Source organism: Enterobacter ludwigii (genome assembly GCA_023023105.1).
GTDB classification, from domain to species: Bacteria; Pseudomonadota; Gammaproteobacteria; order Enterobacterales; family Enterobacteriaceae; genus Enterobacter; species Enterobacter adelaidei.
In genome coordinates, this window is record CP083824.1 from 2571602 (window position 1) to 2586063 (window position 14462).

Sequence of the window (14462 nt, forward strand, 5' to 3'; positions counted from 1 at the left end):
GATTACGAAAATAATCTGTTAAAACAGAGAGTAAACGTAATCAATCAGGTCTATATGTTATAAGGTCAGTCAAACATAACACTTCATTTTATAGTGGAATCAATGTTCATTAAAATTCACTATTTATTAACTATTACTGTCTTAACATCGCTCAATGGAACTAATACAAAAGGCTGATATTTATCCGCAGCAACTATAATTCCTGCGGTAAATGTCACAAAAAAAGATGCAATCGAGCAGGTTGCGCAGGCTTACGCTGATAACAAGCGAGATTCCTGGGAGATGAAATTTAAGTTAGCGTAATTAATAATAGTGGCTTTATTTAGTATTTTTTGAATTCCTTACATTCCTGGCTATTGCACAACTGAATTTATGGCTCTATTATTAGGTCAACAAACCACCCCCCCATTATAAGTTTGAGATTACTACAATGAGCGAAGCACTTAAAATTCTGAACAACATCCGTACTCTTCGTGCGCAGGCTAGAGAATGCACCCTCGAAACGCTTGAAGAAATGCTGGAAAAATTGGAAGTTGTAGTTAATGAACGTCGCGAAGAAGAAAGCGCTGCAGCAGCTGAAATCGAAGAGCGCACTCGTAAACTGCAACAATATCGTGAAATGCTGATTGCTGATGGTATCGATCCAAACGAATTGCTGAACAGCATGGCTGCAGCTAAAACCGGCACCAAAGCAAAACGCGCTGCCCGTCCTGCTAAATATAGCTACGTTGATGAGAATGGCGAAACTAAAACCTGGACTGGCCAGGGTCGTACTCCTGCTGTTATCAAGAAAGCCATGGATGAGCAAGGTAAACAGCTGGATGACTTCCTGATCAAGGATTAATCAAGCCACATTCCATAAAATCCCGCGTAATGCGGGATTTTTTTTAACCACAATTTTATCACCAACATCCCCTTACACTCTGTCATAGAATCTTATTCGGCTATTGCCATCTCTTACATTCAAGCGGGATAACGAGTGTTATGGGCATAAAAAAACCGGTGGGCAACGCCTCACCGGTCTCAAACATTTGCTGCCCTGGTTATTTCTTAATACCCACGTTCTCTTTGAGCCAGGTTTTAAATTCTTCACCCAGGGTATTGTGGCGAATGCCATATTCAACAAATGCCTGCATATAACCGAGCTTATTACCGCAGTCATGGCTCTTACCTTTCATATGGTAAGCCTCAACGGTCTCTTTCTCGATCAGCATATCAATAGCATCGGTCAGTTGGATCTCATCACCCGCTCCTGGAGGCGTTTTAGCAAGCAGAGGCCAGATTTCCGCACTCAGGACATAGCGACCCACCACTGCCAGGTTAGAAGGCGCCACGTCGGCTTTTGGCTTCTCTACAACGCCAACCATTGGCACGCTTTCGCCAGGCTCAAGGTTAACGCCTTTGCAGTCAACCACACCGTAAGCGGTTACGTCTTCAACTGGCTCAACCATAATCTGGCTGCTACCTGTTTCATCAAAACGCTTGATCATTTCAGCCAAATTATCCTGAGAAAGATCTGATTCGTATTCATCCAGAATAACGTCAGGCAGTATTACCGCTACTGGCTCATCACCGACAACAGGGTGGGCACACATAACCGCATGACCCAGGCCTTTAGCCAGCCCCTGACGAACCTGCATAATAGTCACGTGCGGAGGGCAAATAGACTGCACTTCCTGTAACAACTGACGCTTAACACGCTTTTCCAGCATGGCTTCAAGTTCAAAACTTGTATCGAAATGGTTTTCGATAGAGTTTTTTGATGAATGCGTAACCAGCACAATTTCAGTGATGCCGGCTGCGATACACTCATTAACGACGTACTGGATTAATGGCTTATCAACCAGAGGCAGCATCTCTTTAGGAATCGCCTTAGTTGCTGGTAACATCCTGGTCCCCAATCCCGCTACCGGGATAACGGCCTTTCTGACTTTCGAATTTAGGGCAGCCATTCAAATTCTCCTGAGCTGTTCAAGTTTTGAACTTTTATGCAATAAATAACGCGTTGAGTATATCAGCCTCGCCCCACAGTTCGGGTCTGAAAAGAACGCGTTGCCGATCAATTAGGATAAATACGCATGAATCTGGGCAGGGATAGTAGCACTCCCCACAAAACACAGGTAAAGCAATCTTAAAATTACGATCCAATTGCTTATTCCGTGGACAACATTAATCGTAACCGTCCCCCGGCACCCCAAATTTGGCACTGCCAGGAGGAGCAACGATGGCTAATTTGATTAAGATACGCTGTTCCCAGTGTCCCAAGCGGCACACCGTTGCTTACCTGAATATGATGTTCACCCGTATTCAGTGAGGCGTTGAGGCCCGCTGAAACGAGGATCAGATTCTTTAAACCACTATGGTAATAACCGACCAATAGCGGAAACTGTCCAGGCAAATTGGCCTGACGAAAAAGTTGGTTCACTTGTTTTAGTAAACTGCCCAGTTCCGGAAGCCGTTGCCCCTGATGCGATAGCTGCTCTTGCAAGAGACCATTAAATAGCGCACGAAGTAATAACGCCGCTAATACACCATTATCCCCTGCCCGAGTAACATCCAGGGAATAAAAAGCCAGGTCTGAATCAGACAGCGGTGCAATATCCAACACCAGCCCAGGTTGGTCCGCCGCAACCAGTTGGCGATAGTTTATCCGACAATGTGAAATAGTTTGCTGTACGGGCGGCTGAAGTTCCTGTAACAGTTTAGCCGCGGCAGGTGGATTACTTACCAGGGCATCCCAGTCCTGAAACAGACGCTCCTCTTCCTCTACCCGGGAATTAAACATGTTCGGATAAAGACAAGCTAACACCGTCTCTCGTAACCGGTTCAGGTCTTTGACAGGTTTAAGCAGGATATCCTGAACCCCAATTCGCAGCGCTTTGGCAATATCTGCCATATTCTCTGTGGCAGATATCACCAGAATCGGTGTCTGATTGCCTTCGTTACGCAGATGTTCAACCAGCTTCAGTCCGTTCATACGCGGCATCGCAATGTCGCAAATCATCAGGTCCGGGGTGATGCTGACCATTTTTTCCAGTGCGTCTATGCCATCTTCAGCCAGCGAAGTGATTGCTCCCATTGAGGATAACCACGAATCCAGTAGCGATCGGAAAACGGCCTCGTCTTCAACAATCAAAATGTGTTTTCCGGCCAATGGCTGCGTCATGGTTCCTCCCCTGGCTGACAGTAATTAAATAGTGGCATGCTATCAGCACTACCGCCTGTCAGATTTTGCTGAAGTAATCAAAAAAAGGTGCTTAACGTGCTGTTCGCACAAAAGGCAACAGCTCATCCATTTTCTTTTCGACGGCTATCGAGCCCGCTGCGATGGCGGCCTCAGCTCGATGGAAATCAAGGGTAGATATTTGCGGACAGTACGGTTGAATCAGAATATCTGGAGGGTCGCCAGCCATGCGGTTTCGCTTAAGGCGATTCTCAAGAACCTGGATAGAGGTAGTCATAATTTCAATGGCCGTCGGCGCAGTCACAGAGCGTCGTGCGGCCATACGCCCGATTCTTCCACGCAAACGTTCATGCCAGGCCAGTTTCTCGCCTTCGGCATCTTCGCTCTGGAGATTCACCGGCATGAGGTCTTGTTGCATCAGGTGGGGGTCATGCTGTAAATCCACGGCAATGACGATGTCGGCACCCATCGCACGCGTCAGGGAGATAGGGACCGGGTTAACAACGCCACCATCGACAAGCCAGTAACCGTTATGCGGAACAGGAGCCATTAGTCCCGGCATACTGCAGGAGGCACGAACGGCAAGATGAATATCACCTTCAGTAAGCCAAAGCTCGCGTCCCGTGCTGAGGTTCGTCGCAACAGCGCCGAAAGGCATCTGACAGTCAGTGAAGTATTCAAGAGGCATAACCTGGCGGAACTGGTTAAAAACGCGTTCACCGCGCAACAGCCCACCACGCTGCCATGAGAGGTCCATCAGGCGCAGCACGTCCCAGTAGCTGAAGGAACGTACCCAGGTTTCAAGTTCCGGAAGCTTTCCGCACGCGTAAGCGGAGCCGACAAGCGATCCTATTGAACACCCTGCAACAATATCAACCTCAACGCCCATCTGGTTTAAGGCATTAATCACGCCGATATGTGACCATCCCCGGGCTGCACCTGAGCCCAGCGCCAGTCCAATTTTAACCTTTCTCATTAGCCCTGTTTTACGTCCCCTGGATTCCTGACATGACATCAACGCAACTGCTCAGTTAACATAGTGCTACCCGAAGCGTTTTACGCCCTTATTTTTTGTTCCAGGAAGAGAATCGTGTCTCAACTCTGCCCTTGTGGTAGCGCTCTGGAGTATAGCCTATGTTGCCAGCGTTATCTTTCTGGCGATCAGGTTGCACCAGACCCGTCACACCTCATGCGTTCACGGTACACTGCTTTTGTGATCAAAGACGCAGACTATCTGATCAAAACCTGGCACCCGTCTTGCCATGCCGCCGATTTTCGCCAGGACATTGAAGCTGGCTTCGCCAACACGCAGTGGCTTGGACTGACCGTTTTTGAAGCATCGGCCGGAAACGACGACAACGAAGGCTACGTCAGCTTTGTTGCCCGCTTTATCGAGCGCGATAAAACGGCGGCCATTATCGAGCGTTCCCGGTTCTTAAAGGAAAGCGGGCAATGGTATTATATTGACGGAACGCGCCCACAGTTTGGTCGTAACGATCCCTGCCCATGCGGTTCAGGTAAAAAATTTAAAAAGTGTTGCGGGCAGTAATGCCTGACAACCCAGACTTCGCAAATACACAAACAGGATTTCCCGGCGATGCAATCACTACAACGTAAAGTTCTGCGCACTATCTGTCCCGATCAAAAAGGACTGATCGCACGAATTACCAACATTTGTTACAAACATGAACTGAATATCGTGCAGAACAACGAGTTCGTTGACCACCGTACCGGTCGTTTCTTCATGCGTACCGAACTGGAAGGTATTTTCAACGACACGACCCTGCTTGCCGATCTGGATAGCGCGCTGCCGGAAGGTTCCGTTCGCGAACTGACTCCCGCAGGCCGCCGCCGCGTCGTGATTCTGGTGACCAAAGAAGCACACTGTCTTGGCGACCTGCTGATGAAAGCAAACTACGGTGGTCTGGACGTCGAAATTGCTGCCGTGATCGGCAACCACGAGACGCTGCGCACGCTTGTTGAGCGTTTTGATATTCCGTTCGAACTGGTGAGCCACGAAGGTCATACGCGTGAAGAGCACGACAACCTGATGGCGCAGGCCATTGAAGCGCATAATCCCGACTACGTCGTGCTGGCGAAATACATGCGCGTGCTGACGCCATCCTTCGTGGCGCGTTTCCCAAACAAGATTATCAACATTCACCACTCGTTCCTGCCAGCCTTTATTGGTGCACGTCCTTATCATCAGGCGTACGAGCGTGGCGTGAAAATCATCGGTGCGACCGCTCACTACGTGAATGACAATCTGGATGAAGGTCCAATTATCATGCAGGACGTGATTCATGTGGATCACACCTACACGGCTGAGGACATGATGCGTGCAGGGCGTGACGTTGAGAAGAACGTCTTAAGCCGTGCGCTGTATCAGGTGCTGGCGCAGCGCGTCTTTGTCTACGGTAACAGAACTATCATTCTTTAATCTTTTGGAAAATGAATTGATTAGCTTTGCACCTTTACGGATAAAAAGCAGCCAAACAACTTCATTTCCCTAAAGGAATGCTTTACAGGGGCGTCTCATTTGATATGATGCGCCCCGCTTCCGACAGGAAGCAGGCCAGTAAAAAGCATTGCCCCGTGGTGGGGTTCCCGAGCGGCCAAAGGGAGCAGACTGTAAATCTGCCGTCATCGACTTCGAAGGTTCGAATCCTTCCCCCACCACCATCTCTCAGCAGTACCTCAAAATTTGAATTACCCCTGGTGGGGTTCCCGAGCGGCCAAAGGGAGCAGACTGTAAATCTGCCGTCATCGACTTCGAAGGTTCGAATCCTTCCCCCACCACCATCACTTTCAAATGACTCCAAATCTTCTGTTCGCACCCAGTATCATGTATTTCCGTAACGGGGAAGGATGAGAAGCTTCGACTAAGGTTCGATTCGAGCGCAGCGAGAAAGCGTTGCCGCAGGCAACGACCCGAAGGGCGAGGCGCAACGCGCCGAGTAATCCTTCCCCCACCACCATCACTTTCAAATAACTCCAAATCTTCTGTTCGCACCCTGTATCATGTATTTCCGCAACGGGGAAGGATGAGAGGCTTCGACGAAGGTTCGATTCGAGCGTAGCGAGAAAGCGTTGCCGCAGGCAACGACCCGAAGGGCGAGGCGCAACGCGCCGAGTAATCCTTCCCCCACCACCATCATATCGAAACCAACAATTACATCGGCGGCAAGCGACGCTTCACCGGCGAACTCTTCACAATCGACGTATTACACTGGGCATGTTCCGCCAAACCGTCCAGCAACCCATCAAGCTGCTCAATTGAACGCACCACCAGCCTAATCACAAAGCAATCTTCCCCGGTGACTTTGTCGCTCTCAATACACTCCGGCATCGCCTGAATGTATTTATCCACCTTATGCAATAACCCCGGCAAAGGCCGCACACGCACCAGCGCCTGCAGCGTATACCCCAGCGCCGCCAGATTCACTCGTGCGCCATACCCCTGAATCACGCCACGCTCTTCCAGCCTTTTCAGCCGCTCTGCCGTGCTGGGTGAGGTCAGACCGATGCGCCCGCTAAGCACCTTCAAAGACATACGCGCATCCTCGACCAGACAGGCCAAAATTTGTCGGTCGATATCATCGAGAAGGAATTCCATCATTTCACCTAATTTTAAAAAGCCATCACTGCATTTCACCTTATCTCATCCCTGTAAAACCCGACAGCGATTCTCGACAATAGCGTCATACAATCAGGAGGTGAATGATGCGTGATTTACATAAAGGCGTCTGGCAAATGAGCCTGGCGATGTTAATTTCCGGCTCAATTGGCGCGTTTGTTTTACTTTCCGGTCTGCCAGTAACGGAAGTCGTGTTCTGGCGCTGCCTTATCGGAGCCATCGCACTGTTTATTTTTATCCGTATGAGTCAAAAACCGTTCAGTCCCCTCACCCGGACGACACTGCTACTGGCTATTCTCGGTGGCGTGGCTCTCGTGGTGAACTGGCTCCTGCTCTTCGCTGCCTATGAACGGATCTCAATTGGTCTTTCTACCGTGGTGTATAACACCCAGCCGTTTATGCTGGTTTTGATGGGGATATTTTTAGGTGAACGCGTCAGCCTGGTGAAATGGGGCTGGCTGTTCCTCGCCTTTGGCGGCGTGGTGATATTGCTCTCCAGTGAGCTGACCGGAGCGCATAGTACCAACTGGCTGACGGGTATCGGTCTGGCAATGGCGGCAGCCTTCTTCTACGCAGTGACCGCCATTATCGCTCGTAAGCTACGATCCATTGCGCCGCAGCATATTGCCTTTATTCAGGTGCTGACCGGCGTGGTAATGCTTCTGCCGTTTGCCCACATGCCCTCATTATCAGGGGATTTTCCGTGGTCAATTTTGTTGACGCTGGGCATCGTCCATACCGGCATTATGTATCAGTTGCTCTATAGCGCGATCCAGAAGCTGCCTACGCCCATTACCGGCTCGCTGTCATTTATCTATCCGGTGGTAGCGATTATTGTCGATAATCTGGTATTCGGACACTCGCTGAACCTGACGCAGCTGGCGGGCGGCACACTGATATTGTTTGCTGCGGCTGGCAATAACCTGGGCTGGGGCGAAAAAAAACCCCGCGAGTGCGGGGTTGGGATCAAAACAGCAAATTAGCGACGGGCGCGCACAATCTGGTATTTGCGCGTCAAATACTCTACCGGCGCGCTCCAGATATGTACCAGTCGGGAGAACGGGAACAGCACAAACAGCGTCATCCCCAGCACCAGATGCAGGCGGAAGATAAACGCCACGCCGTCCAGATGCGACGACGCACCACCGTGGAAAGTCACCACAGATTGTGCCCAGCCGACCAGCTTCATCATTTCGCTGCCGTCTATATGCTGTGCTGAGAACGGAATGGTCAGCAGGCCCAGCGCGCACTGCACCATTAACAGGGAGAGGATCAGGATGTCCGCTGCGGTAGTGGTCGCACGCACACGCGGGCTGAACAGACGGCGTTTCAACAGCAGTAAACCACCCACCAGCGTCATCACACCGCAAGCACCCCCTGCGATCATCGCCATCTTCTGCTTCACCTCAATGGGCAGCCACGCTTCATACATCCAGTGCGGCGTCAGCATCCCGAGGAAGTGACCGGCAAAAATCCCCAGAATACCGATGTGGAACAGGTTAGAACCCACATGCATCCCTTTCCGATCCAGCATCTGGCTGGAGGCAGCACGCCAGGTGTACTGACCGTAGTCATAACGCAACCAGCTTCCCACCAGGAACACGGTGCCCGCGATATACGGGTAAATGTCAAAGAAGAACATATTCAGGAAGTGCATTATTGCCGTCCTCCGTTAGAGATATTCAAATATTGCGGGGCCACAGCGCCGGCAAAACGGCGCTGGTGAGCCGAGATTTCAGACTCGCCGCAGCTCTGGTCAGCAAAGAATTTCACCTGTTCTTCTTCCCAGACGGCATCCAGCGCCTGCGGCGTATCGTCGCGGGCTTCATCGGCGATTTTCTCCGCCACTTTTTCACTGTCGACAGATGCGTTAGCCAGTTTCACCAGCAACTCGAACATTACCGCATAGCGGCTCTCACGCTGCTGAAGACGCGCGCTGAGCAACGCCAGGATCGGCGCGATGTCCTGGAGACCACCGAGGGCCTCTTCTTTCGGCAACTGCGCCAGATACTCCAGATACAGCGGCAGATGGTCAGGCAGCTCGCGGCTGTCGAGCTGCAGGCCGTGCTGCTCATACTGCGCCATCAGGTCAACCATCGCCTGACCACGGTCACGGGATTCACCGTGAACATGTTCAAACAGCAGTAACGAGGTTGCACGACCCCGGTCAAACAGTTGGCTGTAATCCGCCTGCGCATCCAGAAGATCACGCGTTAACAGGTCCCGGAAGAAAATGCCCAATGTCTGGGCATCCTCTTTATCCAGGTTTTCAGATGATGCGAGTGCATCGAAAAGTTCCTGTTGATGCTGCACAAGCGCAGCATCCGGGTACTCGAGCAAACGAGAAACGATAACAAGTTCAATCATGGGTGCGGCTCCGTTTTACTGGTCACATCCATGGCGTCGATGCGGCGGCTGTTGAACAGGTTGAATTTGCTGTCTGACCCGTGGCAACCGTCGCCAAAGGTAAAGCCGCAGCCGTTTTTCTCCGGGAAGGCTTCACGAGCCAGTTCACGGTGGCTGCTCGGTACTACGAAACGGTCTTCGTAGTTGGCAATGGCCAGATAGCGGTACATCTCCTGCGCCTGCGCTTCACTCAGACCGACCTCTTCCAGCGCACGGGTATCAATAACACCGTCTACCGTTTCCGCACGTTTGAAGTGGCGCATTGCCAGCATCCGCTTGAGTGCCAGCAGTACTGGCTGCGTATCACCGGCAGTCAGCAGGTTCGCCAGGTACTGAACCGGAATACGCAGGCTTTCCACGTCCGGCAGAATGCCGTTGCTGCCCAGCTCGCCCGCATCTGCAGCTGACTGAATCGGCGACAGAGGCGGCACGTACCAGACCATCGGCAGAGTGCGGTATTCCGGATGCAGCGGCAGCGCCAGCTTCCAGTCCATTGCCATTTTGTACACAGGAGACTGCTGTGCGGCGTCGATCACGCTCTGCGGTACGCCGTCTTTCAGCGCCTGCTCAATCACTTTTGGATCGTTAGGATCGAGGAACACGTCCAGCTGACGCTGATACAGATCTTTCTCGTGCTCGGTGCTGGCGGCGTTTTCAATCGCGTCCGCGTCATACAGCAGCACGCCGAGGTAGCGAATACGACCTACACAGCTTTCAGAGCAGACGGTCGGCATCCCCGCTTCAATACGTGGATAACAGAAGATGCACTTCTCGGATTTCCCGCTCTTCCAGTTGAAGTAGATTTTTTTGTACGGGCAGCCGGTGATGCACATACGCCAGCCGCGACATTTATCCTGGTCGATCAGCACGATACCGTCTTCTTCACGCTTGTAGATGGCACCGCTCGGGCAGGTCGCCACGCACGCCGGGTTGAGGCAGTGCTCGCACAGGCGCGGCAGATACATCATGAAGGTATTTTCGAACTGGCCGTACATCGCCTTCTGCATGTTCTCGAAGTTCTGGTCTTTGGCGCGTTTCTCGAACTCGCCGCCCAGAATCTCTTCCCAGTTTGGACCGCTGGTGATCTTGTCCATGCGCTGGCCGGTAATCAGCGAGCGAGGACGGGCGATCGGCTGGTGTTTGCCTTCCGGCGCGTTGTGCAGATTCTGGTAGTCGTAGTCAAACGGCTCGTAGTAATCATCGATGCCCGGCAGATGCGGGTTAGCGAAGATTTTTCCCAGAAGCCAAGCGCGGTTACCCATGCGCGGCTGCAGCTTGCCGTTGATTTTACGGATCCAGCCGCCCTTCCACTTCTCCTGGTTTTCCCAGTCGGTCGGGAAGCCGGTGCCCGGCTTGCTTTCCACGTTGTTGAACCAGGCGTATTCCATACCTTCACGGCTGGTCCAGACGTTTTTACAGGTGACCGAGCAGGTATGGCAGCCGATGCATTTATCCAGATTCAGCACCATGCCGACTTGTGAACGAATTTTCATTTTACGCTCTCCTGTACCTGGTCATTACCTTCGCCGTCTAACCAGTTAATATTCTTCATCTTACGTACCACCACGAACTCATCGCGGTTCGATCCTACGGTGCCGTAGTAGTTAAAGCCGTAGGCCAGCTGAGCATAGCCACCGATCATATGGGTCGGCTTCGGCGTAATGCGGGTCACGGAGTTGTGGATCCCGCCGCGCTGCTCGGTAATTTCTGACCCCGGCAGATTAACGATACGTTCCTGCGCGTGGTACATCATGGTCATCCCGGCCGGTACGCGCTGGCTCACCACCGCACGCGCCGTCAGGGCACCGTTGCTGTTGAACACTTCGATCCAGTCGTTATCTTCAATACCCAGATCTTTGGCATCCGTTTCGCTCATCCAGACAATCGGACCGCCGCGCGACAGGGTCAGCATCAGCAGGTTGTCGCTGTAGGTGGAGTGAATACCCCACTTCTGGTGCGGCGTCAGGAAGTTCAGCGCCTTCTCAGGGTTACCGTTCGATTTCGCGCCCATCACGGCTTTCACGGAGCGGGTGTCGATTGGCGGACGGTACACCAGCAGGCTTTCACCGAAGTCGCGCATCCACTGGTGATCCTGATACAGCGACTGGCGGCCTGACAGGGTGCGCCATGGGATCAGCTCGTGAACGTTGGTGTAGCCCGCGTTATAGGACACATGCTCATCTTCCAGGCCTGACCAGGTCGGGCTGGAGATAATCTTGCGCGGCTGGGCCTGAATATCGCGGAAGCGGATTTTCTCTTCCTCTTTATTCGTCGCCAGGTGGGTATGGTCGCGACCGGTGAACTCGCTCAGGGCCGCCCAGGCCTTCACCGCCACGTGGCCGTTGGTTTCCGGTGCCAGAGTCAGGATCATCTCTGCGGCATCAATCGCCGTGTTCAGCATTGGCTGGCCTTTGGCCGGGCCGTCCGCTTTGGTGTAGTTAAGCTTGCGCAGCAGATCCATTTCGCTCTGGGTGTTCCAGGCGATCCCTTTCCCGCCGTTACCGATTTTCTCCATCAGTGGGCCGATAGAGGTAAAGCGCTCGTAGGTTGCCGGGTAGTCGCGTTCAACCGGAATAATGTGCGGTGCGGTCACGCCCGGGATCAGGTCGCACTCGCCTTTTTTCCAGTCCTTCACGTCCAGCGGCTGCGCCAGTTCGGCAGCGGAGTCGTGCTGGATGGGCAGCGTCACCACGTCAGTCTCTTTGCCGAGATGCCCGACGCAGACTTCGGAGAATGTCTTCGCGATGTCTTTGTAGATATCCCAGTCGCTTTTCGATTCCCACGCAGGGTCAACAGCCGCAGACAGCGGATGAATAAACGGATGCATATCCGAGGTATTCATGTCGTCTTTTTCGTACCAGGTCGCGGTTGGCAGCACAATGTCGGAGTACAGGCAGGTGCTGGACAGACGGAAGTCCAGGGTCACCACCAGATCCAGCTTGCCGTCCAGGCCGTTATCTTTCCATTCCACTTCTTCTGGCTTCACGCCGCCCTGCTTGCCCAGATCTTTCCCCTGAATACCGTTCTCGGTGCCCAGCAGATATTTCAGCATGTACTCGTGCCCTTTACCGGACGAGCCCAGCAGGTTGGAGCGCCAGATGAACAGGTTACGCGGATGGTTATTACCGTTCTCAGGCTGTTCTGCCGCGAAACGAATGGAACCGTCTTTGAGAGACTTAACGGTGTAATCCACCGGCGACATGCCCACTTTCTTCGCCTCTTCTGCAATGCGCAGTGGGTTGGTGCCCAGTTGAGGTGCCGATGGCAGCCAGCCCATGCGCTCTGCGCGCACGTTGAAATCGATCAGGTGGCCGCTGTAACGGGATTTATCCGCCATTGGCGAGAGCAGTTCTTGCGCGGTTACGGTCTCGTAACGCCACTGGCTGGAGTGGTTATAGAAGTAGGATGTGCTGTTCATGTGGCGTGCCGGACGTTGCCAGTCGAGGGCAAACGCCAGCGGCTGCCAGCCGGTCTGTGGACGCAGTTTTTCCTGGCCCACGTAGTGCGCCCAGCCGCCGCCGCTCTGACCGACACAGCCGCAGAAGATCAGCATATTGATCAGGCCACGATAGTTCATATCGAGGTGATACCAGTGGTTCAGACCGGCACCGACGATGATCATCGAACGGCCGTGCGTCTTGTCGGCATTTTCCGCAAATTCGCGTGCGATACGGGTGATTTGTGCCCGAGGAACGCCAGTGATCTGCTCCGCCCACGCAGGGGTGTAGGCTTTCACCTCGTCGTAGTGAGTTGCGCAGTTCTCATCGCCCAGGCCGCGATCCAGGCCGTAGTTCGCCATGGTCAGGTCATAGACGGTAGTGACCAGCGCGGTAGAGCCGTCGGCCAGCTGCAGGCGTTTCACCGGCAGCTTGTGCATCAGAACGTTGTTCAGTTCAACCTTGTTGAAGTGCTCGGAACCTTCACCGCCGAAGTACGGGAAGCCCACCTCGGCGATCTCGTCCTGGCTACCCAGCATGCTGAGGCGCAGTTCCGTCTCTTCACCGGTCGTGCCGTTGCGTTGCTCAAGATTCCACTTACCCTTCTCACCCCAGCGGAAACCGATAGAGCCGTTTGGCACCACCAGCTCGCCGTTGCTGGTGTACGCAACGGTTTTCCACTCGGGGTTATTTTCCTGGCCCAGCGCGTCCACCAGATCGGCGGCACGCAGCGTACGGCCTGCAGCGTAGTAGCCATCACGCTCTTCCAGCATGACCAGCATTGGCATGTCAGTGTAACGACGCACGTAGTCGGTGAAGTACTGGCTAGGCTTATCCAGGTGGAATTCACGCAGCATGACGTGGCCCATCGCCATCGCCATCGCGGCATCGGTACCCTGCTTCGGTGCCAGCCACAGATCGCAGAGCTTGGCGATTTCCGCGTAGTCAGGGGTCACTGCTACGGTTTTGGTGCCTTTGTAACGGACTTCGGTGAAGAAGTGCGCGTCAGGCGTACGGGTCTGAGGCACGTTAGAGCCCCAGGCGATGATGTAGCTGGAGTTGTACCAGTCGGCGGATTCCGGCACGTCGGTCTGCTCGCCCCAGGTCTGCGGAGACGCCGGCGGCAGGTCGCAGTACCAGTCGTAGAAGCTCAGGCAGGTACCGCCGATAAGTGACAGATAGCGAGCCCCGGAGGCGTAAGAGACCATCGACATCGCCGGGATTGGTGAGAAGCCCGCTACACGATCCGGACCGTAGGTCTTAACGGTGTAGACGTTAGAGGCAGCAATCAACTCGTTCACCTCTTTCCAGGAAGAACGCACAAAGCCACCGCGGCCACGAGCCTGCTTAAAACTTTTCGCTTTGTCAGCGTCTTCGATAATAGACGCCCAGGCATCAACCGGATCGCTGTGCTGGACTTTCGCTTCACGCCACATTTTCATCAGGCGCTTGCGCATCAGCGGGTATTTCAGTCGGTTAGCACTGTAGAGATACCAGGAGTAGCTCGCCCCACGCGGGCAGCCGCGCGGCTCATGGTTTGGCATATCCGGACGAGTGCGCGGATAGTCGGTCTGCTGCATTTCCCATGTCACCAGACCGTTCTTAACGAAAATCTTCCAGCTACATGAGCCAGTGCAGTTCACGCCGTGGGTCGAACGGACGACTTTGTCATGTTGCCAGCGCTGGCGGTAACCGTCCTCCCAGTCCCGGTTAGTCTCCAGAACCTGGCCGTGCCCATCGGCAAACGTTTCACCCTTCTGCTTGAAGTAGCGAAACCGGTCCAAAAATTTGCTCATCG

The 14462-nt window shown here is 53.3% G+C and carries 12 protein-coding genes, 2 tRNA genes and 2 other RNA genes; 8 read left to right on the forward strand and 8 right to left on the reverse strand.

Annotated elements, in window-relative coordinates; genetic code table 11:
* The first annotated feature begins 430 nt into the window (after nt 1–430).
* Nucleotides 431–844: a DNA-binding transcriptional regulator H-NS gene (gene hns / locus LCD46_12470; protein UOY68925.1), complete on the forward strand. Its 414-nt coding sequence runs from the start codon at nt 431–433 to the stop codon at nt 842–844.
* Nucleotides 845–1043: 199 nt separating this feature from the next.
* On the opposite strand, the gene galU is transcribed toward hns, so the two are convergent.
* The 3 genes from galU to rssA all read right to left on the reverse strand — a co-directional run bounded on the left by galU (nt 1044) and on the right by rssA (nt 4160).
* Nucleotides 1044–1952 (reverse strand): UTP--glucose-1-phosphate uridylyltransferase GalU, encoded by a 909-nt coding sequence (gene galU / locus LCD46_12475; GenBank protein UOY68926.1) that lies wholly within the window; start codon nt 1950–1952, stop codon nt 1044–1046.
* 200 nt (nt 1953–2152) lie between these two features.
* Nucleotides 2153–3166 (reverse strand): two-component system response regulator RssB, encoded by a 1014-nt coding sequence (gene rssB, locus LCD46_12480; protein UOY68927.1) that lies wholly within the window; start codon nt 3164–3166, stop codon nt 2153–2155.
* Between the two features lie 91 nt (nt 3167–3257).
* Nucleotides 3258–4160 carry a patatin-like phospholipase RssA gene (rssA, locus tag LCD46_12485; GenBank protein UOY68928.1) on the reverse strand — a complete coding sequence of 301 codons (903 nt, stop codon included), beginning with the start codon at nt 4158–4160 and terminating at the stop codon, nt 3258–3260.
* Nucleotides 4161–4274: 114 nt separating this feature from the next.
* On the opposite strand from rssA, the gene LCD46_12490 reads away from it, so the two are divergent.
* The 6 genes from LCD46_12490 to LCD46_12515 all read left to right on the forward strand — a co-directional run bounded on the left by LCD46_12490 (nt 4275) and on the right by LCD46_12515 (nt 6338).
* Nucleotides 4275–4733 carry a YchJ family protein gene (locus LCD46_12490; GenBank protein ID UOY68929.1) on the forward strand — a complete coding sequence of 153 codons (459 nt, stop codon included), beginning with the start codon at nt 4275–4277 and terminating at the stop codon, nt 4731–4733.
* 48 nt (nt 4734–4781) lie between these two features.
* A complete protein-coding gene (gene purU / locus LCD46_12495; GenBank protein UOY68930.1) occupies nt 4782–5624 on the forward strand; it encodes a formyltetrahydrofolate deformylase in 843 nt (280 codons plus the stop codon).
* A gap of 157 nt (nt 5625–5781) precedes the next feature.
* Nucleotides 5782–5866 (forward strand) — tRNA-Tyr (locus tag LCD46_12500).
* A gap of 35 nt (nt 5867–5901) precedes the next feature.
* A tRNA-Tyr gene (locus tag LCD46_12505) sits at nt 5902–5986 on the forward strand.
* Nucleotides 5987–6031: 45 nt separating this feature from the next.
* Nucleotides 6032–6162: non-coding RNA, RtT sRNA (locus LCD46_12510), on the forward strand.
* Nucleotides 6163–6207: 45 nt separating this feature from the next.
* A non-coding RNA gene (locus LCD46_12515) (RtT sRNA) lies at nt 6208–6338 on the forward strand.
* Nucleotides 6339–6356: 18 nt separating this feature from the next.
* Here the strand turns inward: LCD46_12515 and LCD46_12520 are convergent.
* On the reverse strand, nt 6357–6800 hold the full coding sequence (locus tag LCD46_12520; protein ID UOY72955.1) for an Lrp/AsnC family transcriptional regulator: 444 nt from the start codon (nt 6798–6800) through the stop codon (nt 6357–6359).
* Between the two features lie 107 nt (nt 6801–6907).
* Between LCD46_12520 and LCD46_12525 the strand changes: the two genes are divergently transcribed.
* Nucleotides 6908–7804 (forward strand): DMT family transporter, encoded by an 897-nt coding sequence (locus LCD46_12525; GenBank protein ID UOY68931.1) that lies wholly within the window; start codon nt 6908–6910, stop codon nt 7802–7804.
* Here LCD46_12525 and narI read toward each other — a convergent pair.
* Genes narI through LCD46_12545 form a run of 4 tightly spaced genes read right to left on the reverse strand, consistent with a single transcriptional unit; the run spans nt 7801 to nt 14460 of the window.
* Nucleotides 7801–8478: a respiratory nitrate reductase subunit gamma gene (narI, locus tag LCD46_12530; GenBank protein ID UOY68932.1), complete on the reverse strand. Its 678-nt coding sequence runs from the start codon at nt 8476–8478 to the stop codon at nt 7801–7803. The two genes, LCD46_12525 and narI, sit on opposite strands and share 4 nt — an antisense overlap.
* Nucleotides 8478–9188, reverse strand: a complete 711-nt coding sequence (gene narJ / locus LCD46_12535; GenBank protein ID UOY68933.1) for a nitrate reductase molybdenum cofactor assembly chaperone — start codon at nt 9186–9188, stop codon at nt 8478–8480. Before narJ ends, narI begins: the two co-directional genes overlap by 1 nt.
* Complete coding sequence (gene narH, locus LCD46_12540; protein ID UOY68934.1) at nt 9185–10720, reverse strand: nitrate reductase subunit beta; 1536 nt, start codon at nt 10718–10720, stop codon at nt 9185–9187. Before narH ends, narJ begins: the two co-directional genes overlap by 4 nt.
* Nucleotides 10717–14460, reverse strand: coding sequence for a nitrate reductase subunit alpha (locus LCD46_12545; protein UOY68935.1), 3744 nt, complete (start codon nt 14458–14460; stop codon nt 10717–10719). The genes narH and LCD46_12545 overlap by 4 nt, the downstream gene beginning before the upstream one ends.
* Nucleotides 14461–14462 lie beyond the last annotated feature (2 nt).

Excerpts from the sequence above, each read along its gene's own strand:
- rssB (UOY68927.1), bottom strand. The coding sequence starts at position 3,166 with ATGACGCAGCCATTGGCCGGAAAACACATTTTGATTGTTGAAGACGAG.
- LCD46_12525 (UOY68931.1), top strand. The coding sequence starts at position 6,908 with ATGCGTGATTTACATAAAGGCGTCTGGCAAATGAGCCTGGCGATGTTA.
- narJ (UOY68933.1), bottom strand. The coding sequence starts at position 9,188 with ATGATTGAACTTGTTATCGTTTCTCGTTTGCTCGAGTACCCGGATGCT.
- purU (UOY68930.1), top strand. The coding sequence starts at position 4,782 with ATGCAATCACTACAACGTAAAGTTCTGCGCACTATCTGTCCCGATCAA.
- galU (UOY68926.1), bottom strand. The coding sequence starts at position 1,952 with ATGGCTGCCCTAAATTCGAAAGTCAGAAAGGCCGTTATCCCGGTAGCG.
- LCD46_12520 (UOY72955.1), bottom strand. The coding sequence starts at position 6,800 with ATGGAATTCCTTCTCGATGATATCGACCGACAAATTTTGGCCTGTCTG.
- hns (UOY68925.1), top strand. The coding sequence starts at position 431 with ATGAGCGAAGCACTTAAAATTCTGAACAACATCCGTACTCTTCGTGCG.
- LCD46_12545 (UOY68935.1), bottom strand. The coding sequence starts at position 14,460 with ATGAGCAAATTTTTGGACCGGTTTCGCTACTTCAAGCAGAAGGGTGAA.
- rssA (UOY68928.1), bottom strand. The coding sequence starts at position 4,160 with ATGAGAAAGGTTAAAATTGGACTGGCGCTGGGCTCAGGTGCAGCCCGG.
- narI (UOY68932.1), bottom strand. The coding sequence starts at position 8,478 with ATGCACTTCCTGAATATGTTCTTCTTTGACATTTACCCGTATATCGCG.
- narH (UOY68934.1), bottom strand. The coding sequence starts at position 10,720 with ATGAAAATTCGTTCACAAGTCGGCATGGTGCTGAATCTGGATAAATGC.